Annotated in this window: 15 protein-coding genes; 8 read left to right on the forward strand and 7 right to left on the reverse strand. The window is 66.3% G+C overall.

Annotated features, from left to right (window positions below; translation table 11 throughout):
* The first annotated feature begins 7 nt into the window (after positions 1-7).
* Both rbfA and truB read left to right on the forward strand, forming a co-directional pair.
* Entirely contained in the window at positions 8-376 is a 369-nt protein-coding gene (gene rbfA, locus BM43_RS32070; protein WP_013697779.1) for a 30S ribosome-binding factor RbfA, read from the forward strand.
* Positions 377-402: 26 nt separating this feature from the next.
* Entirely contained in the window at positions 403-1,341 is a 939-nt protein-coding gene (gene truB / locus BM43_RS32075; protein WP_036051763.1) for a tRNA pseudouridine(55) synthase TruB, read from the forward strand.
* Positions 1,342-1,438: 97 nt separating this feature from the next.
* Here truB and BM43_RS32080 read toward each other — a convergent pair whose 3' ends face one another.
* From BM43_RS32080 to BM43_RS32095, 4 genes are all read right to left on the reverse strand, one after another.
* Complete coding sequence (locus BM43_RS32080) at positions 1,439-3,010, reverse strand: DHA2 family efflux MFS transporter permease subunit (protein ID WP_017919159.1); 1,572 nt, start codon at positions 3,008-3,010, stop codon at positions 1,439-1,441.
* Positions 3,011-3,023: 13 nt separating this feature from the next.
* On the reverse strand, positions 3,024-4,256 hold the full coding sequence (locus BM43_RS32085) for an HlyD/EmrA/EmrK family protein (protein WP_036051761.1): 1,233 nt from the start codon (positions 4,254-4,256) through the stop codon (positions 3,024-3,026).
* A 71-nt stretch (positions 4,257-4,327) separates the two neighbouring features.
* Positions 4,328-5,890, reverse strand: coding sequence for an efflux transporter outer membrane subunit (locus tag BM43_RS32090; protein ID WP_036051759.1), 1,563 nt, complete (start codon positions 5,888-5,890; stop codon positions 4,328-4,330).
* Positions 5,891-5,941: 51 nt separating this feature from the next.
* Positions 5,942-6,451, reverse strand: a complete 510-nt coding sequence (locus BM43_RS32095; RefSeq protein WP_013697784.1) for a MarR family winged helix-turn-helix transcriptional regulator — start codon at positions 6,449-6,451, stop codon at positions 5,942-5,944.
* A gap of 326 nt (positions 6,452-6,777) precedes the next feature.
* Here BM43_RS32095 and typA point away from each other — a divergent pair, with 326 nt between their 5' ends.
* The 6 genes from typA to BM43_RS32125 all read left to right on the forward strand — a co-directional run bounded on the left by typA (position 6,778) and on the right by BM43_RS32125 (position 16,555).
* Positions 6,778-8,598, forward strand: coding sequence for a translational GTPase TypA (gene typA / locus BM43_RS32100; protein ID WP_013697785.1), 1,821 nt, complete (start codon positions 6,778-6,780; stop codon positions 8,596-8,598).
* Between the two features lie 332 nt (positions 8,599-8,930).
* Entirely contained in the window at positions 8,931-11,801 is a 2,871-nt protein-coding gene (locus BM43_RS32105) for a 2-oxoglutarate dehydrogenase E1 component (protein WP_036051758.1), read from the forward strand.
* Between the two features lie 127 nt (positions 11,802-11,928).
* Positions 11,929-13,209: a 2-oxoglutarate dehydrogenase complex dihydrolipoyllysine-residue succinyltransferase gene (odhB, locus tag BM43_RS32110; RefSeq protein WP_036051757.1), complete on the forward strand. Its 1,281-nt coding sequence runs from the start codon at positions 11,929-11,931 to the stop codon at positions 13,207-13,209.
* Between the two features lie 87 nt (positions 13,210-13,296).
* Positions 13,297-14,727, forward strand: a complete 1,431-nt coding sequence (gene lpdA, locus BM43_RS32115; protein WP_036051756.1) for a dihydrolipoyl dehydrogenase — start codon at positions 13,297-13,299, stop codon at positions 14,725-14,727.
* Positions 14,728-14,852: 125 nt separating this feature from the next.
* Positions 14,853-15,950: a cell division protein ZapE gene (gene zapE, locus BM43_RS32120; protein ID WP_036041394.1), complete on the forward strand. Its 1,098-nt coding sequence runs from the start codon at positions 14,853-14,855 to the stop codon at positions 15,948-15,950.
* Between the two features lie 149 nt (positions 15,951-16,099).
* Positions 16,100-16,555, forward strand: coding sequence for a transposase (locus tag BM43_RS32125; protein ID WP_017919162.1), 456 nt, complete (start codon positions 16,100-16,102; stop codon positions 16,553-16,555).
* A 91-nt stretch (positions 16,556-16,646) separates the two neighbouring features.
* Here the strand turns inward: BM43_RS32125 and BM43_RS32130 are convergent, their stop codons facing one another.
* The 3 genes from BM43_RS32130 to BM43_RS32140 all read right to left on the reverse strand — a co-directional run bounded on the left by BM43_RS32130 (position 16,647) and on the right by BM43_RS32140 (position 20,464).
* Entirely contained in the window at positions 16,647-17,108 is a 462-nt protein-coding gene (locus BM43_RS32130; RefSeq protein WP_013697791.1) for a DUF2147 domain-containing protein, read from the reverse strand.
* 185 nt (positions 17,109-17,293) lie between these two features.
* Positions 17,294-18,976: a ShlB/FhaC/HecB family hemolysin secretion/activation protein gene (locus BM43_RS32135; protein ID WP_036051755.1), complete on the reverse strand. Its 1,683-nt coding sequence runs from the start codon at positions 18,974-18,976 to the stop codon at positions 17,294-17,296.
* A 126-nt stretch (positions 18,977-19,102) separates the two neighbouring features.
* The gene (locus tag BM43_RS32140) at positions 19,103-20,464 is read right to left on the reverse strand and encodes a collagen-like triple helix repeat-containing protein (RefSeq protein ID WP_036051753.1); all 1,362 of its coding nucleotides are present in this window, start codon (positions 20,462-20,464) and stop codon (positions 19,103-19,105) included.
* Positions 20,465-20,497: the final 33 nt, after the last annotated feature.

Genomic DNA, 20,497 nt, shown 5'->3' on the forward strand with positions numbered 1-20,497 from the left:
AAATACCATGACGAAGAAACGTACCTCTCCCAATCGCAACGTGCAGATTGCCGACCAGATCCAGCGCGATCTGTCCGAGCTGATCATGCGCGAGGTGAAGGACCCGCGGATCGGCATCGTGACGATCCAGAGCGTCGAGCTGACGCCCGACTACGCGCATGCGAAGGTCTATTTCACGGCGCTCACCGGCGACCCGCTGCAGACCCAGGACGCGCTGAACCACGCCGCGGGCCACCTGCACAACCTGCTGTTCAAGCGCCTGCATATCCATACCGTGCCGACGCTGCATTTCCATTACGACCAGACGATCGAGAAGGCTGTCGAGATGTCGCGCCTGATTGAACAGGCGAATTCGACGCGGGCCAAGGACGACTGAGCCGCCTCGCCGATCCCGATCTTGCCATGACGACTGCTCCTCAACGCCCGCGCGTGCCACGCCGGCTGCTCGACGGCGTGCTGCTGCTGGACAAGCCGATCGGCCTGTCCAGCAACGACGCGCTGATCCGCGCGAAACGCCTCTACCTCGCCAAGAAGGCCGGCCACACCGGCACGCTCGATCCACTCGCCTCGGGCCTGCTGCCGCTCTGTTTCGGCGAGGCGACCAAGTTCTCCCAGGATCTGCTCGAAGCCGACAAGACCTACGAGGCCACCATGCGCCTCGGCATTCGCACCACCACGGGCGACGCCGAGGGCGAGGCGATCGAGACGCGCGAGGTGCGTGCCGATCGTGCGGCGATCGAGGCCGTGCTGCCGCGTTTTCTCGGCGAGATCGTGCAGGTGCCGCCGATGTATTCGGCGCTCAAGCGTGACGGCAAGCCGCTCTACGAATATGCGCGCGCCGGCCAGACCGTCGAGCGCGAAGGGCGCCAGGTGACCATCCATCTGCTCGAACTGCTCGACTGCGCCTTGCCGGACGTGAGTTTTCGCGTGACCTGCAGCAAGGGCACCTACGTGCGCACCCTGGCCGAGGATATCGGCGAGGCGCTCGGCTGCGGCGCGCACCTGGTTGCGTTGCGCCGTACCGGCGTCGGTGCGCTGACGCTGGAGCATGCCGTCACGCTCGATGCGTTGTCCGATGCCGAGGCGGCCGAGCGCGATCGCTGGCTGCAGCCCGTCGACGCACTGCTGTCGACCTTCGTGCGTGTCCAGCTCACGGCCGAGGAGGCGAAGCGTTTCCGTCATGGGCAGCGCTTGCGGCTCGCCTCGGTGGCCGAGCTGGGCGTCCAGGATGGCGACCGCCTGCGTGTGTATGACGAGGCCGAATGCCTGCTCGGCGTGGCTCGCCTGAGCGAGGGTGTGCTGGCCCCGGAGCGCCTGGTAGTGAGCGGCGAGCCGCAATGACGCCGGCCTGAAGCGCTGGCGGATACGAAAATGCCCGGTCAATCGGTTTGACCGGGCATTTTCCTTTCTGCGCGACCAGCGAGGCGAGCCGCTTGCCTCAGTGTGCCGCCGAAGCCGCGGCGCTCGAATCGCCGCCGCCGCTGTTGGCCTTTTCCGGCTTGGTGATCCAGATCAGGCCGATCAGCACCACGAAGATCGCGGCCGACAGGTAGAACAGGTCGTTGACGCCGAGCTGCGCGGCCTGCTGGGTTGCCATCTGGTTGATCAGGCCGTTGGCCTGCTGCTCGCTCAAGCCCAGGTTGCCCATCTGCGTGACGGTCTGGTTGAAGATCGGGTTGTAGACGTTGGCCTGCTCGACGATCTGCGCGTGATGGAAGTTGTTGCGATGGTCCCAGGCGGTCTGGAAGATCGAGGTGCCGATCCCGCCGCACATGATCCGCACGAAGTTCGACAGGCCCGAGGCGGCCGGGATCCGGTGGCCCGGCAACCCCGACAGGGTGATCGACACCAGCGGGATGAAGAAGCCCGCCATCGCGATGCCCTGCACGAAGGTCGGCGCCATCAACGACCATTCGTCCACGCCCGTGGTATAGCGCGAGCGCATCCAGAAGCACAGCGCGAACACCAGGAACGCGGCCGTCGCGATATAGCGCGGATCGGTGCGCGGCAGGAACTTGCCGGTCAGGGGCGAGAGCAGGATCGCGAAGAAGCCGACCGGCGCCAGCACCAGCCCGGCGTCGGTCGCCGTGTAGCCGATCTGGGTCTGCAGCCACAGCGGCAGCAGCACCAGGTTGCCGAAATAGAGCCCGTAGCCGATCGCCAGCGAGATCGTGCCGCCGGTGAAGTTGCGTTGCCGGAACAGCGACAGGTCGACCACCGGATGCTCGGCCGTCAGCTCCCAGATCACGAAGAACGCGAAGGCGATGATGGCGGTCAGCGCCAGCACCACGATGGTGGTCGAGGCGAACCAGTCGAGGTCCTTGCCCTTGTCGAGCATGACCTGCAGCGAGCCCACCCAGATCACCAGCAGGGCCAAGCCGACGCCGTCGATCGGCGCTTGGCGCGTCTGCGATTCGCGGCTGCGGTAGATCATCCAGGTGACGATCGCGGCGGCGATACCGACCGGGATGTTGACGTAGAAGATCCACGGCCAGGAGTAGTTGTCCGAGATCCAGCCGCCGAGAATCGGGCCGGCCACCGGCGCGATCAGCGTTGTCATCGACCACAGCGCGAGCGCCATCGGCGCGCGTGCGCGTGGATAGCTCGACAGCAGCAGCGATTGCGAGAGCGGGATCATCGGGCCGGCTACCGCGCCCTGGATCACGCGCGATACCAGCAGGAAGGGCAGGCTCGGCGCCAGGCCGCAGAGCCAGGACGAGATCACGAACAGGATGATCGAGGCCAGGAACAGGCGCACCTGGCCGATCCGGTCGGTCAGCCAGCCGGTCAGCGGCACCGAGATCGCATTGGCCACCGCGAACGAGGTGATCACCCAGGTGCCCTGGTCCGAGGACACGCCGAGGTCGCCCGAGATGGTCGGGATCGCCACGTTCGCGATCGAGGTGTCGAGCACGTTCATGAACACCGCGAGCGACACCGCGATCGTGCCGAGCACGAGCTGGCCGCCTTGCAGCGGCGGGTGGGGAGCGGGTGGTTGGGGCTGGGCCATGAGCGCTCCGCGCTTACATCAGGTTCGGCGCCGGGCGCGCGGCCGGCCTGGCCGAAGCGGGCGAGGCGGCACCGCGCGAGGACGTGGCGCCGGCGGCATTCTGCGCGATGATGCGGGCGATCTCGGCGTCGGCCTCGTCGCCGTACTTGGCGAACACGTCGGTCTGGTAGACCGTGTTCGGCACGTTGCCGAGCTGGCCGCCGTGATCGTCCTTGATGTCGACGTCGACCTGCATCGAAAGGCCGATGCGCAACGGATGCTGCTCGAGCTCCTTCGGATCGATCACGATGCGCACCGGCAGGCGCTGCACCACCTTGATCCAGTTGCCGGTGGCGTTCTGCGCCGGCAGCAGCGAGAAGGCCGAGCCGGTGCCGGCCGAGAAGCCGACCACCTTGCCGTGGTACTTGACCGAGGAGCCGTAGATGTCGGCCGTCAGCTCGACCGGCTGGCCGATCCGCATGTGCGTGAGCTGGACTTCCTTGAAGTTGGCATCGACCCACACCGCGTTGAGCGGCACCACCGACATCAGCGGCGAGCCCGGCGCGACGCGCTGGCCGACCTGCACCGAGCGCTTGGCGACGTAGCCCGTGACCGGCGCGGGCAGCGTGTTGCGCGCGTTGTTCAGGTAGGCGTCGCGCACCTTGGCGGCGGCGGCGAGCACGTTCGGGTGATCGGCGATGGTGGTGTTCGCGGTCAGCGCGCGGTTCGAGGCGAGCTGCTGCTGGGCGGCATCGACCGAGGCCTGCGCGGCCTTCACGGCGTCACGCGCGTGCGAGATCTCTTCCTGCGAGACCGCGCCGGTCTGTGCCACCGCGAGGCGCCGGCGCAGGTCGTCCTGCGCCTTCGACAGATCCGATTCGCGCAGCGCGACCTGGGCGCGATACTGGTCGTCGTTGACGAACAGGCCACGCACCTGGCGCACGGTCTGCGCCAGGTTGGCCTCGGCCTGCTGCAGCGCGACCTGCGCGTCGGCCGGGTCGAGCACCACCAGCGGCGCGCCGGCCGTGACGGTCTGCGTATCGTCGGCGTTCACGGCGATCACGGTGCCGGTGACCTGCGGCGTGATCTGCACCACGTTGCCGTTCACGTAGGCGTCATCGGTGCTCTCCCGGAAGCGCGCGACCAGGAAGTAGTAGAGCCCGTAGGCGATCGCGGCGATCAGGATGATGACGGCCAGCAGGGTCATCATCCGTTTGCGTTTCGCGTTGTTCGGCCGGGCGGCGGCGTTTTGCTGAGGGTCGCTCATGGCGAGGTTCTCCGTCGATTCTTGTCGGTGGTGCGAGTGGTGTCAGGCAGGTGCGGACGATGCGGCCGGCATCAGTTCGCGGCCTGTTGCTGCGTGGCGGTCGCGGCCGGTGGCGGCGCATGTGCCGTCGTCGCGTCCCGGGCTGCCGCGTCCGCCGGTTTCTCCGGGGCGGCCGCGAGCGGTGTGCCGGTCGCGTCGAAGCCGCCGCCCAGCGACTTGATCAGGCCGATCTGCATGTCGCGGCGGCGCATCACCAGGTTGGTGACGGTCTGCTCGGCGCTCAGGCGGTTGATGTCGGCACTGAGCACCTGCAGTTGCGGCGAGAGGCCGGCCTTGTAGCGGATCACGGCGAGTTCGTAGGCGCGCGTCGACGCGTCGAGCGCGCGCTGCGCATCGCCCATCTGCTTGTCGACGGCGCGGATCGTGGCGACCTGGGTGGCCACGTCGTTGAGCGCGCCGATCAGCGTCTGGTTGTAGTTCGCCACGCTCAGGTCGTAGTCGGCGTAGCTGCCGCGCAACTGCGCGCGCAGGGCGCCGCCGTAGAAGATCGGCAGGTGCACGGCCGGGCCGAACTGCGCCTGGCGACTCGCGAACTTCAGGAACTGGCCCCAGCCGAAGGCATCGAAACCGAAGCCCGCCGCGAGATTCACGTCGGGGAAGAACTCGGCCTTGGTTTCCTTCACGTCGGCGATGCGTGCCTCGACCTGCCAGCGCGCCGCGACGATGTCGGGGCGGCGCGAGACCAGGTCGGCGGGGATGTTGCCGGGCAGGTCGATGGCGCCGCCCGGCTTCAGCACCGGCATGGCGATCTGCAGGCCGCGGTCGGGCCCCTTGCCGAGCAGGGCGGCGAGCTGGTAGCGCACCGTGGTGATCTGGCCGTCCAGTTCGGACAGCGAGGACTGGCTGGTCGCCACGTTGCCGCGCGCGGTCTGCCGTTCGACATTGGTATCGAGCCCGGCGCCGACGCGGCCCTCGGTGATCTTGCCGACCGTCTCGCGATTGCCGATCTCGCGCTGGGCGATATCGCGCAGCGCATAGAGTTGGGCGAGCTGGTTGTAGGTGCGCGCGATCGAGGTGGCGAGCGTGATGCGCGCCTGCTGGAACTCCGCCTGCGCGGCCTTCTGCTGCGAGACCGCCGATTTCAGCTTTTCACGGTTCTTGCCCCAGAGGTCGAGCTCCCACGAGGCGCTGAGCAGTGCGTTGTTCTCGCTGAACCAGCTGCCGCCATAGGGGGGCGGAAACAGTCCGTTTCCCGAGTAGAGTTCGCGGGTCCAGGAATAGCTGCCCTCGACCTTCGGGAACAGGGTGGCGCGCGAGGACTGGATATAGGCCGAGGCCTTGGCCAGGCGCGCCTGGGCCTGGGCGATGCTCGGATTGTCCTCGAGCGCCTCGTCGATCAGCTTCGGCAATTGCGGATCGCCGAACTGGCTCGCCCAGTCGAGCGCCGGCCAGTGGCCGCCTTCGGCGGGCAGGCTCTGGGTGCTGTCGAATTGCGATTCGGGCGCGATCCGCTTGTCGCTGTGGATGCCCATGTAGTTGGCGCAGCCGGCCAGCGCGATGGCGGCGATGGCCGCCGCCAGCGTGCCGCGCATCGGCCGGACAGCGGCCCCCGACCCTGGATGAATGGTGGACATTGCAAGGATTTCCTTATGTCGATCCATTGAAAATTATTGTTATGGCACGGTTTATTGGGCGGAGCCGGCCGGGTTGCCGGTGCCGCCGTCGCCGCAGTAATTGCTGAGAATCCGCCGCAGCATGCTTTTCAGGAAGCCGACTTCCTCCGGCGTGAAGCCGTTCAGCAACTGGTCGAGCACGCTGATGAAGATCTCCGGCATCCGCTCGGCCAGCTCGCGCCCTTCGTCGGTCAATTCGAGCCGCACCACCCGGCGGTCCTCGTGGCTGCGCACGCGCGACAGCAGCCCGCGCTTCTCGACACGGTCGAGCAGCCGTGTGACGGCGCTGGCATCGATCGCGTATTCACGCGCCAGCTCGGCGGCCGTCGAGCATTTTCCAACCGCCAGCATGAACAGCATGCTGGCCTGGGTGCCGGTGATGCCGAGCTCGGTCTGGGTGCGCTGCGTGACGAGGTTGGTCATCAGCGAGCGCACGCGCGACAGCAGGTAGCCGACGCTGTCGTTGATCGGATAGGCCGACAGCGACAGGCCGCGGGCGGAGGAAGAGGTGGAATCCGGCATAGTCTCTGATTCTGCAATAGTTGACTAGGCAGCAGTATAGGCGTGCTTGATTGCCGCGGCAAATAATGAACCGCCGTGACGACGCGGGCAATCGGGGCCGATACGTAGACGGGCGGCCGGCGAATCGGGGAAGGGCGGCGATCGAGGGGCCGGAATGGCGCCGGCGCGACAGTCAGTGTGCACCGCAGCGAAAGCTCGGTTCGCGACATCCCGGCGTGCTATAATCCCAGGCTTTCCAGGATGCAATAAGCAGCAGCGCGCGTGAGGCACGACCATCCACGCGCGTTTTTGCGTGTCCGATCATCAGGTTTCGATTTCAGGTTTCTATGACCCGCGCCCTTCGCAATATCGCCATCATCGCCCACGTCGACCACGGCAAGACCACGCTCGTCGACCAACTGCTGCGCCAGTCCGGCACCTTCCGCGAGAACCAGCAGATGGTCGAGCGGGTGATGGACTCGAACGACATCGAAAAAGAGCGCGGGATCACGATTCTCGCGAAGAACTGCGCGGTCGAATACGAAGGCACCCACATCAACATCGTCGACACCCCGGGCCACGCCGACTTCGGCGGCGAAGTCGAGCGCGTGCTGTCGATGGTCGACTCGGTGCTGCTGCTGGTGGATGCCGTCGAAGGCCCGATGCCGCAGACCCGCTTCGTGACCAAGAAGGCACTGGCGCTGGGCCTCAAGCCGATCGTGGTGGTCAACAAGATCGACCGCCCGGGCGCGCGGATCGACTGGGTGATCAACCAGACCTTCGACCTGTTCGACAAGCTCGGCGCGACCGAGGAGCAACTGGACTTCCCGATCGTCTACGCGTCGGGCCTGAATGGTTATGCCTCGCTCGATTCGTCGGCGCGCGACGGCGACATGCGTCCGCTGTTCGAGGCGATCCTCCAGCACGTGCCGGTGCGCCCGGCCGACCCGGACGCGCCGCTGCAACTGCAGATCACCTCGCTCGACTACTCGACCTACGTCGGCCGGATCGGCGTGGGCCGCATCACGCGCGGCCGCATCAAGCCGGGCCAGCCGGTGGTGATGCGCTTCGGCCCGGAAGGCGAGGTGCTGAGCCGCAAGATCAACCAGGTGCTGTCGTTCAAGGGCCTGGAGCGCGTTCAGGTGGAGTCGGCCGAGGCCGGTGACATCGTGCTGATCAACGGTATCGAGGATGTCGGCATCGGCGCGACGATCTGCGCCGTCGACACGCCGGAAGCGCTGCCGATGATCACGGTCGACGAGCCGACGCTGACCATGAACTTCCTGGTCAACTCCTCGCCGCTGGCCGGTCGTGAAGGCAAGTTCGTGACGAGCCGCCAGATCCGCGATCGCCTGATGAAGGAACTGAACCACAACGTGGCGCTGCGCGTGCGCGACACCGGCGACGAAACCGTGTTCGAGGTTTCGGGCCGCGGCGAACTGCACCTGACCATCCTGGTCGAGAACATGCGTCGCGAGGGCTACGAGCTGGCCGTGTCGCGTCCGCGCGTGGTGCTGCAGGAAGTCGACGGCGTCAAGCAGGAGCCGTACGAGCAACTGACCATCGACGTCGAGGACGAGCACCAGGGCGGCGTGATGGAAGAGCTGGGCCGCCGCAAGGGCGAAATGCTCGACATGGCCTCGGACGGCCGCGGCCGCACACGTCTCGAGTACAAGATCTCCGCGCGGGGCCTGATCGGCTTCCAGAGCGAGTTCCTGACGCTCACGCGCGGCACGGGCCTGATGAGCCACATCTTCGACTCCTACGCACCGGTCAAGGAAGGCTCGGTCGGCGAGCGCCGCAACGGCGTGCTGATCTCGCAGGACGACGGCGCGGCCGTGGCCTACGCACTCTGGAAGCTGCAGGATCGCGGCCGCATGTTCGTGAAGCCGGGCGACGCGCTCTACGAGGGCATGATCATCGGCATCCACAGCCGCGACAACGACCTGGTGGTGAACCCGATCAAGGGCAAGCAACTGACCAACGTGCGCGCCTCGGGTACCGACGAAGCCGTGCGCCTGGTGCCGCCGATCCAGATGTCGCTCGAATACGCGGTCGAATTCATCGACGACGACGAACTGGTCGAAGTGACGCCGCAGTCGATCCGCCTGCGCAAGCGCCACCTGAAGGAGCACGAGCGTCGCCGCGCCAGCCGCGAAGCCGAGTAAGCCTTTCTCTAGCCCTGGCCCTGCCTCGGAAAGAATCCAGAAAAGCCGCCTCCGGGCGGCTTTTTTGCGTCCTGCCGACCGCGCCTCGTAAAACACTATTACGAGTCCTGTCAAAATCGGGGCCATTTGTCGCGAAAGCCCGCCGCGACGGGCTTCGAGGGTGCGACATTGTGACCTTCGTTGGTGCGTATTGTGATATGCTGCGCGCACGCAAGTTTTAGGTCCTTCCAAGCAAGACTTGATTCGCGCAATCCGCTAAACGGTCAGGCCGTGTCGCGGAAGGTTGAGTAACCCGCTATTTCTCGAGAAGCTCGAAGAAAGGTGAGCGTAAAATGTCAGATGTAATGAAGCAGTTCCAGCTGAACTCCTATCTGTTCGGCGGCAATGCTTCGTATGTAGAAGAACTGTACGAAGCCTACCTGGACAACCCGGCATCGGTGCCGGACAACTGGCGCGAGTATTTCGACGCGCTGCAGAACGTGCCGGCTACGGATGGTTCGAACGCGAACGACGTCGCCCACTTTCCGATCGTCGAATCCTTTGCCCAGCGCGCCAAGGCCAATGCCTTCATCCCGCGCGACAGCGGCAATGCCGGCAATCTGGCCACCGCGCGCAAGCAGGTGCACGTCCAGACCCTGATCAGCGCCTATCGCTTCCTCGGCTCGCAATGGGCCAATCTCGATCCCCTGAAGCGTCGCGAGCGCCCCGCGATCCCCGAGCTCGAACCCGCGTTCTACGACTTCTCCGAGGCCGACCTCGACCAGACGTTCAGCGCCAGCAACCTGTATTTCGGTTTCGAGCAGGCTTCGCTGCGTGACATCGTCAAGTCGCTGCGCGACACGTATTGCGGCACGATCGGCGCCGAGTACATGTACATCGGCGATCCGGAGCAGAAGCGCTGGTGGCAGGAGCGTCTCGAGTCGACGCGCGCCACGCCGAACTTCACGGCCGACAAGAAGAAGCACGTGCTGAACCGCCTGACGGCCGCCGAAGGCCTCGAGCGCTACCTGCACACCAAGTACGTCGGCCAGAAGCGCTTCTCGCTCGAAGGCGGCGAAAGCTTCATCGCGGCGATGGACGAAGTGGTCCAGCATTCGGGTTCGAAGGGCGTGCAGGAAATCGTCATCGGCATGGCCCACCGTGGCCGCCTGAACGTGCTGGTCAATACGCTCGGCAAGATGCCGGCCGACCTGTTCGCCGAATTCGAAGGCAAGCACGTCGACGACCTGCCGGCCGGCGACGTGAAGTACCACAAGGGCTTCTCGTCGGACATCGCCACCGAAGGCGGCCCGGTCCACCTGTCGCTCGCGTTCAACCCCTCGCACCTGGAAATCGTCAACCCGGTGGTCGAAGGTTCGGCCAAGGCCCGGATGGACCGTCGCGGCGACGCCGACGGCCTGCAGGTGCTGCCGGTGCAGATCCACGGCGACGCGGCCTTCGCGGGCCAGGGCGTGGTGATGGAAACGCTGAACCTGGCGCAGACGCGCGGTTACGGCACGCACGGCACGCTGCACATCGTCATCAACAACCAGATCGGCTTCACCACCTCGGACCCGCGCGACGCGCGTTCGACGCTGTACTGCACCGACGTGGTCAAGATGATCGAGGCGCCGGTGCTGCACGTGAACGGCGACGATCCGGAAGCGGTGGTGCTCGCGGTGCAGATCGCGATCGACTATCGCATGCAGTTCCACAAGGATGTCGTGATCGACATCGTCTGCTTCCGCAAGCTCGGCCACAACGAGCAGGACACGCCGGCGGTCACGCAGCCGCTGATGTACAAGAAGATCGCGCAGCACCCGGGTACCCGCGCGCTGTACGCCGAGAAGCTGGTGCAGCAGGGCGTGATCACCGCCGAGCAGGGCGACGAGTTCGTCAAGGCCTATCGCAAGGCGATGGACGACGGCCACCACACGGTCGATCCGGTGCTCTCGAACTACAAGAGCAAGTACGCGGTCGACTGGGTGCCGTTCCTGAACCGCAAGTGGACCGACGCGGCCGACACGGCCGTGCCGCTGGCCGAGCTGAAGCGTCTCGGCGAGCGCATCACCACGGTGCCGGAGAACTTCAAGGTCCACCCGCTGGTCGAGCGCGTGATCAACGACCGCCGCAAGATGGCCCAGGGCGATCAACCGCTCGACTGGGGCATGGGCGAGCACCTCGCGTTCGCCTCGCTGGTCGCATCGGGCTACGCCGTGCGACTGACCGGCCAGGATTCGGGCCGGGGCACCTTCACGCACCGCCACGCGGTGCTGCACGACCAGAACCGCGAGCGCTGGAACGACGGCACCTACGTGCCGCTGCAGAACATCTCGGAAGGCCAGGCGAACTTCACGGTGATCGACTCGGTGCTGTCGGAAGAAGCGGTGCTCGGCTTCGAGTACGGCTACTCGACCGCCGAACCGAACACGCTGGTGCTGTGGGAAGCGCAGTTCGGCGACTTCGTGAATGGCGCGCAGGTGGTGATCGACCAGTTCATCTCCTCGGGTGAAGTGAAGTGGGGCCGCGTCTCGGGCCTGACGATGCTGCTGCCGCACGGCTACGAAGGCCAGGGTCCGGAGCACTCGTCCACGCGTATCGAGCGTTTCCTGCAGATGTGCGCGGATCACAACATGCAGGTGGTCCAGCCGACCACCCCCGCGCAGATCTTCCACCTGCTGCGTCGCCAGATGATCCGCCTGTTCCGCAAGCCGCTGATCGTCGCCACGCCGAAGTCGCTGCTGCGCCACAAGGAAGCGGTCTCGGACCTGTCGGAACTGGCCAAGGGTTCGTTCCAACCGGTACTCGGCGAAACCGACCAGTCGATCGACGCGAAGAAGGTCAAGCGCGTGCTGGCCTGCTCGGGCCGCGTGTATTACGACCTGGTCGCGCATCGCCGCGAAGCGAAGGCGAACGACGTGGCGATTATCCGGATCGAGCAACTCTATCCGTTCGCGCACAAGCAGTTCGAAGCGGAACTGAAGAAGTACGACAACGCGACCGAAGTGGTCTGGGTGCAGGACGAGCCGCAGAATCAGGGCCCGTGGTTCTACATCGAACACCACCTGAAGGAAGGCATGAAGGAAGGGCAGAAGCTCGCGTACAGCGGCCGCCCGGCTTCCGCCTCGCCGGCGGTCGGTTACTACGCGAAGCACTACGAGCAGCAGAAGGCCCTGATCGAAGGGGCATTCGGCCGCCTGAAGAGCGCGTCGATCGCAAAATAAGCGGACCTCACGAACCGGGAGCGCGCCAGGCGCGTTCCCGGTTTGTCTCGTCGCGCGCGGCAACGCGAGCGCGAGCCAGGCCGCAGGATCCCGACATTACCCAGATCAAGCATCCAGGAATCAAGTCATGGCTATCGTAGAAGTCAAAGTCCCCCAGCTTTCCGAATCGGTTTCGGAAGCCACCATGCTGCAGTGGAAGAAGAAGCCCGGCGAGGCGGTCGCGCAGGATGAAATCCTGATCGAACTCGAGACCGACAAGGTCGTGCTGGAAGTGCCGGCACCGGCAGCCGGCGTGCTGTCGCAAGTGCTGCAGAACGACGGCGACACGGTCGTCGCCGACCAGGTGATCGCCACCATCGACACCGAGGCGAAGGCCGGTGCCGTGGCCGCCGCCGCCGGCGAAGCCGAAGTGCGTCCGGCCCCGGCGCCGGTCGCGGTGGAAGCCGCGCCGGCCGCGCAAGCGGCTGCCGCCTCGGGCTCGAGCAACACCACGGCTTCGCCGGCCGCAGCCAAGCTGCTGGCCGAGAAGGGCGTCGATCCGAGCCAGGTCTCGGGCACCGGCCGCGACGGCCGCATCACCAAGGGCGACGCGCTGGGCGCCAACGCCACGCCGGTGAAGGCTGCCTCGGCGCCGGCCGCCGCGCCGAAGAAGGCCGCCGCGCTGCCGGACGTCAAGGTGCCGGCCTCGGCCACCACCTGGCTGAACGATCGTCCGGAACAACGCGTGCCGATGTCGCGCCTGCGCGCGCGTATCGCCGAGCGTCTGCTCGAGTCGCAGCAGACCAACGCGATCCTGACGACCTTCAACGAAGTCAACATGCAGCCGGTCATGGACCTGCGCGCGAAGTACAAGGACAAGTTCGAGAAGGAACACGGCGTGAAGCTCGGCTTCATGTCCTTCTTCGTCAAGGCGGCGGTCCACGCGCTGAAGAAGTTCCCGCTGGTGAACGCGTCGATCGACGGCAACGACATCGTCTATCACGGCTACTTCGACATCGGTATCGCGGTCGGTTCGCCGCGCGGCCTGGTGGTGCCGATCCTGCGCAATGCCGATCAGCTGAGCCTGGCCGACATCGAGAAGAAGATCGCCGAATTCGGTCAGAAGGCCAAGGACGGCAAGCTGTCGATCGAGGAAATGACGGGCGGTACCTTCTCGATCTCGAACGGCGGCGTGTTCGGCTCGATGCTGTCGACGCCGATCATCAACCCGCCGCAGTCGGCGATCCTCGGCGTGCACGCCACCAAGGAGCGCCCGGTGGTCGAGAACGGCCAGATCGTGATTCGCCCGATCAACTACCTCGCGCTGTCGTATGACCACCGGATCATCGACGGCCGCGAAGCGGTGCTTTCGCTGGTCGCCATGAAGGACGCGCTGGAAGATCCGGCGCGCCTGCTGCTCGACCTGTAAGCCCAGCCTTTCCCGCATTGAATCGCCCAGGTCGCGCGGCGCACGCAGGACGTGCCGCCGCGCGCGGGGCAACAGAGAAGGATAGTCATGTCCAAGGAATTTGACGTCGTCGTGATCGGCGCCGGCCCCGGCGGCTACATCGCCGCGGTGCGCGCCGCGCAACTCGGCAAGACGGTTGCCTGTATCGAGAAGTGGAAGAACCCGGCCGGGGCGCTCAAGCTCGGCGGTACCTGCCTGAACGTCGGCTGCATCCCGTCGAAGGCGCTGCTGGCCTCCTCGGAAGAGTTCGAGAAGACCTCGCACCACCTGGCCGACCACGGCATCACGGTGGGCGACGTGAAGATCGACACCGCCAAGATGCTGGCCCGCAAGGACGCCATCGTCGAGAAGATGACGGGCGGCATCGAGTACCTGTTCAAGAAGAACAAGATCACCTGGCTCAAGGGCCATGGCAAGTTCACCGGCAAGACCGACGCCGGCGTGCAGATCGAGGTCAGCGGCGAAGGCGAGACCGAAGTCGTGACGGCCAGGAACGTGATCATCGCGACCGGTTCGAAGGCACGCCACCTGCCGAACCTGCCGGTCGACGGCAAGATCGTCGCCGACAACGAGGGCGCGCTGACCTTCGAGGCGGTGCCCAAGAAGCTGGCCGTGATCGGCGCCGGCGTGATCGGCCTGGAGCTCGGTTCGGTGTGGCGCCGCCTGGGCGCCGAAGTGACGGTGCTCGAAGCGCTGCCGGCGTTCCTCGCCGCGGCCGACGAAGCCGTCGCCAAGGAAGCCGCCAAGCTGTTCAAGAAGCAAGGCCTGGACATCAACCTCGGCGTGAAGATCGGCGAGGTGAAGACCTCGGACGCGGGCGTGTCGATCGCCTACACGGACAAGGACGGCGCGGCCAAGACGCTGGAAGCCGACCGCCTGATCGTGTCGATCGGCCGCGTGCCGAACACCGACAACCTCGGCCTCGAATCGATCGGCCTGAAGGCCAACGAGCGCGGCTTCATCGACGTCGACGACCACTGCCGTACCGCGGTGCCGAACGTCTACGCGATCGGCGACGTGGTGCGCGGCCCGATGCTCGCGCACAAGGCCGAGGACGAAGGCGTGCTGGTCGCGGAAGTGATCGACGGCCAGAAGCCGCATATCGACTACAACTGCATTCCGTGGGTGATCTACACCTCGCCGGAAATCGCCTGGGTCGGCAAGACCGAGCAGCAGTTGAAGGCCGAGGGCCGCGAGATCAAGGCGGGCAAGTTCCCGTTCTCGATCAACGGCCGCGCGCTGGGCATGAACGCGCCGGAAGGCTTCGCCAAGGTGATCGCCGACGCGAAGACCGACGAAGTGCTGGGCGTGCACATCATCTCGGCCAACGCCTCGGACCTGATCGCCGAAGCCGTGGTGGCGATGGAGTTCAAGGCGGCGTCGGAAGACATCGCCCGGATCTGCCACGCGCACCCGTCGCTGTCGGAAGTGCTGCGCGAAGCGGCCCTGGCCGCCGACAAGCGTTCGCTGAACAGCTGATCGAGGCGGCCTTCGGGCCGCCACGGCGCCGCGCCTGCCCTGCTGGCCGGCCGGCCGGCGCTGCCGTTTGATGCCGAAGGCGGGCGGGAGTTTTCCGCTCGCCTTTGGTTTTTCCGGTTTGCATGATGAACGTCACCGAATACTACGAGCGCGAACTGGGCGCGCGCGGCTACCAGGCCGATACCGCGCAGCGTGTCGCAATCACGCGCCTGCAGCAATGCTTCGACGAATGGGTCGCCTACAAGGCGCGTCGCTCGAACGCGTTCAAGAAGCTCGTGATCCGGCCGGAACTGCCCAAGGGCGTCTACATGTGGGGTGGCGTGGGCCGTGGCAAGAGCTTCCTGATGGACAGCTTCTACGCCGTGGTGCCGGTGCAGCGCAAGACGCGCCTGCATTTCCACGAATTCATGCGCGAGGTACATCGCGAGCTCGAGGAATTGAAAGGGCAGGCCGATCCGCTCGACGAACTCGCGCGCCGCATCGCCAAGCGCTACCGCCTGATCTGCTTCGACGAGTTCCATGTCTCGGACATCGCCGACGCGATGATCCTCTACCGCCTGCTGGACCGGCTGTTCACCAACGGCGTGCAGTTCGTGATGACCTCGAACTACGATCCGGACCTGCTCTACCCGGACGGCCTGCATCGCGACCGCATGCTGCCCGCGATCGCGCTGATCAAGCAGAAGCTCGACGTGATGAACGTCGATGCCGGCGTCGACTACCGCCAGCGCACGCTGACCCAGGTGAAGATGTATCACACGCCGCTCGGCGCCGAGGCCGACCGCGAGTTGCGCAGCGCCTTCGCCAGGCTCGCGGCGGTGCCCGACGAGAGCCCGCTGCTGCATATCGAGAAGCGCGAGCTGAAGGCGCTGCGCAAGGCCGATGGGGTGGTCTGGTTCGACTTCGCGACGCTGTGCGGCGGCCCGCGTTCGCAGAACGACTATCTCGAGCTGGCCTCGCGCTTCCATGCGATCGTGCTCTCCGAGGTGCCGCAGATGTCGCCGCGCATGGCCTCCGAGGCACGCCGCTTCACCTGGCTGATCGACGTGCTCTACGACCACAAGGTGAAGCTGCTGATGTCGGCCGCGGTGCCGGCCGAGGATCTCTACGTGGAAGGGCCGATGGCCAACGAATTCAGCCGTACCGTCTCGCGCATCGTCGAGATGCAGTCGCTGGAATATCTGGAGACGCCGCGGCGCGTGGTCGATACCTCGCTGACCTGAGCCTCGGTGCGGGCGCCGTCCCGCCGTCCGGGCACCTCGCCGGCTGCGTCGGATTGATCCGGAGCGCCCTGCAATTTTCGGAATCGTCCAATATTCATTGCGATTCCGGCTCGATATCTTGGTCCTGTTCCCGTAATCGGAGGGGTGACATGAGGCCGTATCGAGACATCACCGACAGCGAGTGGCAACGTGTTGCCCGCTTGCTGCCTGAATTGCGCCCGCGCAAGGAGCTGCGCGGGCGTCCTCTTGCCGACGCACGCGACGTACTCAACGGCGTGCTCTGGGTGATATTCAGTTGCGCATCATGGTCGGCGATTCCTCGCCGTTATCCGGCTTACCAAACCTGCCATCGCCGTTTCATGCTCTGGTACGAATCGGGCACGCTGCACGCGGTGCTGAACGAACTGTTCGGGCCGGATTGCGACGATCTCTACGAAACCGTCACCGTGCGCATGCGCAAGCACGTCCATTCGCGCGCTGCCGAAATCCGTCATGCCCTCGTGCCTAACCGGATCCACGTAGCCTGCACGGAACCACGCCCGGAAGTGAAGCCGCGCCTGGAGCCGCGCATGCCGTCCCCATCCGATCCTCATTCCAGCGCCTGAGCGCGGCGCGGTCTCCCTTCGAAATCCGCGCGGCGACTTCTCATCCACGTGCCGCATCATGCGATACGCTAGGTGTCGCACCCATCGGCTTTTATTGCTGGCGCACCCAGGTCTGCGAACGACCGAGCAGCGAGACGCCGATATAGCCGCGCACCACCAGCTTCTGGCCTCCATCCTCCAGCGTCATCTTGCACTTGTAGACCTTGCCGTTCTCCGGATCGAGGATGTTGCCGCCGTCCCAGTGATCGCCATCCTTCTGCATGTCCTTGATGATCGTCATACCCTTGATCAACTGATCCTTGCGCTCGTCCGTGCAGGCGGTGCACCGGCGGTCGGGCGTGTCGTTCGCGCCCAGGCCCTTGGTCACCACGCCGGAGAGCGTGCCGTTGCTGTCCTGCGAGATCTGCACCAGGGCCTTCGGGTTGCCGGTGTGATCGTCGATCGTCTGCCAGGTGCCGATCGGGCTGTCGGCCTGGGCGAAGGCGCTGCATGCGGCCGCCAGCAGGGCACCGCCGACGGCGAGCTTGCGCAGCGAAAGAGTGAAATGGCGCATTGTCTTCCTCCTTGGATAGCTTGTCTTTTTCGTGGGATTTCTCGGCGCCGGCCCGTCCTGCATCGAGGTCGGGCCTGCCGGAAAGCTCTTTGGAGAATACGTCAAAGCCACTGCCGCGTCTGATAGAGGTGCCTCTAATCGAGACGGCCCGCGTGTGTATCGAGAGCGCGGGCTGGCGGCCGGGGTCAGTTCAGTTGGTAGGAGAACGACGCATTGATGCGCGGGCTGCGTGAAGCGCTTTCGATTGGGGCGTCGCCGATCGCTTTCGCCACGTTCAGGTCGAGGTTGTAGTGCTGGCCGTCCGACACGCGAATGCCGATGCCGACCGAGGACAGGCGATTCGGCAGGGGCGTGCCCGCGTGCAGGTAGACGCGCGCCATGTCGTAGGCGATATACGGCGTGATCGACTTCAGGTACGCATAGCCGACCGAGAACTGCCGGTTGATCTCGGCCGACATGCCCCAGCCCGAATCGCCGGAGGTTTCGCCGGGCTCGTAGCCGAGCGCGAAACGCTGCGCGCCGAACGCGATCTGTTCGGTGGTCGGCAGCGACACGGGGCTGAACTGGCCGGTCAGCTGCACGGTCGTGCCGATCTTGAACGGCCACTGGTTGCTCTGCACGACGGTGCCGCCGGTGCGCACGAATGTGATCGAGGCCGGGTTGTTCTGGACCGTGCCGGGGATGTTGGTCTCGCCCGATTTCGAGGCGCCCAGGATGTCGAACGCCTTCGCCACATTGAAGCTCAGCTTGGTGACCGAACTCGTCCGCACGGCGGTGTAGTCCATCTGCGCCTGCAGCACGCGCACCTGGGAGCGCAGGCCGATGAACTGTCCGCCGAGCTGGTTCTGGTAGTTGTCCTCGCTGTGCGAGGCATAACCGGACACGGTGGCCAGCAGGCTACGCTGGTTGTTGAGCAGGATCGGGTAGGAGGTCGAGATACCGATCTTGTCGTTGACCACGGTGCGCTTCACGTAGGACGGCAGGCCCGGGTTGTCGCTGGGATTGCCGCGATAGTGGGTGGCATCGACACGCGCGGTCCAGCCATTGCTGCCGATCGGCACCGCGGCACTGGCCGCCACGTAGGTGACGTTGTTCGGCCCCTTGGGCGCGAGCGCCGAGATGCTCAACTGCTCGCCCAGCGAGGTGAGGCCGCTCTCGGTGACGGTGAACACGCCCTGCACGCCGGGATTGGTGGTGGCGATGCCGCTGCTGATGTTGATCGGCTTGCGCGTCACGTCCAGCGTCATGGTGGTGGCGCCGTCGGTGTTCTGCGGCGGCGGCACGTTGGCCTTCACGGTGATGCCGGGCAGCAGGCCGAAGGTATTCACGTAGCGCTCGAAAGTATCCTTGCGCAGCGGCCGGTCGGCCGTGATGTGGGCCGCCACCGCGCGCAGCTTCGACTCCATCGCGCCGGGCTTGCCGGTGATCTGCACGTCGGAGACGAAGCCCTCGACCACCGTGATCCGCACCACGCCGTCCTCGAAGGTCTGCGCCGGCACGAAGGCGAACGACAGCGCATAACCGCGTTCCTGGTAGAGCTTGGTCACGCCGTTGGCGGTCTCGATCAACTGGCCGATCGTGACGTCCTTGCCGACCAGCGGCGTGAAGCGGGCGGACACGAGATCGAAGGGAATCGACTTGACGCCCTCGATGCGGATCGTCGAGGGCGTGAGATGGCGGGCCAGCAGCTCCTGCACCTGTTGCGCCTGCGGTTCGACCTGGACGGTCACCGTCGAGCGCTGCGGGGCGTTGATCTGCGGCAGCGATTCGAGCGGGTTGCCGGCGGGGCGGCTCTGGGCATGCGCGGGACCGGCGGTTGTCGCGGCAAGCGCGAACAGCATCGTCCAAACCTGGTGAGTGGATCTCATTATGGGTAAGTCCTCGTAGGCCAGCTTTTAGTTTTCTACTGCGAACGGGCGGCATCGCGATGCCGCCCGTTCCGTGCAACTGGTGATGACCGTGCGTGCCTCCCGCCGGCACGCACGGATGCTGCCTTACTTGCCGACGCTGCCCAGCGTGCCGAGCAGGCCCGTCACCGGCGCGAGCAGGCCGGTGGAGCCGCCGCTGGCGCCCGAGGTGGCCGAGCCCAGCGTCGAGGTCAGCGAACCGACCAGGGTGGTGACCGGCGAGAGCAGCGAGCCGGCGGCGCCGCTGCCCGAGGTGCTGGCCCCGCCCGTCGCGCTGCCGAGCGTCCCGGTGACAGTATTCAGCAATCCCGTGACCGGCGCGAGCGGATTCGCGCTGCCTGTGCCGCCCGCGCCACTGGTGGCCGAGCCGAGCGCGCCGGTGAGCGAGGAGACCACGCCCGTGACCGGCGCGAGCAGGCCGCCCGCACCCGTGCCACCGGTGGCGCCGCCCAGTGAGCCGAGCAGGCCGGTGAGCGGATTGCTCGCGGGGCTGCCGCTCGACGAACCGTTGGCGACCGTCACGCTGGAGCTGCCCACCAGGCTGGTGATGAGCCCCGAGATCGGGTTCGCGCCATTCGGGCCCGAGGCGTTGACCAGGCCGCCGGCATTGCTGACGGTATTGCCGATCGACGAGACCAGGGTGCCGACGTCGCCGACCAGCGGCTGCGAGGAAGTGCTGCCGATCTTGGTGCCGACCGAGGCGACCGCGCCGCCCAGTTGCTGCAGCAGGCCCGAGACCGGGGCCCCGAGGCCGGTGGCCGCGCCCACCGTCTGGGTGGTCTGGCCGACCGTGGTGACGATCGGCGTGATGGCCGAGCTGATCGGTTGCGTGACGGCCGTGACCGGGCCCGAGGAGAGCACCGTGCCGAGCGTCATGCCGCCGGCCTGCACGCCGTTGGCGACCGTGTTGAGCAGGGTGCCCAGCGGCGTGGTGATCGGCGAGAGCGCCGACAGCTGGCCGGTGCCGAGCGAGGTCACGGTCTGGCCGAGGCCGGCCACCGTGGTGCCGGCGGCGCTGACCACGTTGCCCAGGCCGGCGACCGTGGTGCCCACCGGGTTGGCGGTCGTGCCGATCTGGCCGAGGCCGTTGGACAGTGCATCGGCGGCCGCGCCGACCACCGTGCCGACGCCCGACACGCTGTTGCCGAGGCCTTGCGTGACGCCGCTGCTCAGGCCGGGGATGCTGACCGAGCCGATGGTGTTGCCGAGGTCGCTGACGGTCTTGCCGGTGGTGCTCAACAGGCCCGTGGTGCCGCTGCTCGAGGACGAGCTGGTGCCGCTGGTGGTGGTGCCGCCGCTGGTGCCCTGCGGCGTGTTGTTGCCGCCGCCTGCGGTGGTCACGTCGCTGCCGCCGCAGGCCGCGAGCGCGGACAGGGTGGCGGCCGCGATCACGGTCAGGGCAAGGCGTGCGACGCGCAGCGCCGACGGGGTCGAGTGGATCGAGTTCATGGTTGGGCTCCTAACGCTATTTGGTCTATGTGG

This window comes from Burkholderia gladioli, assembly GCF_000959725.1.
GTDB lineage: Bacteria > Pseudomonadota > Gammaproteobacteria > Burkholderiales > Burkholderiaceae > Burkholderia > Burkholderia gladioli.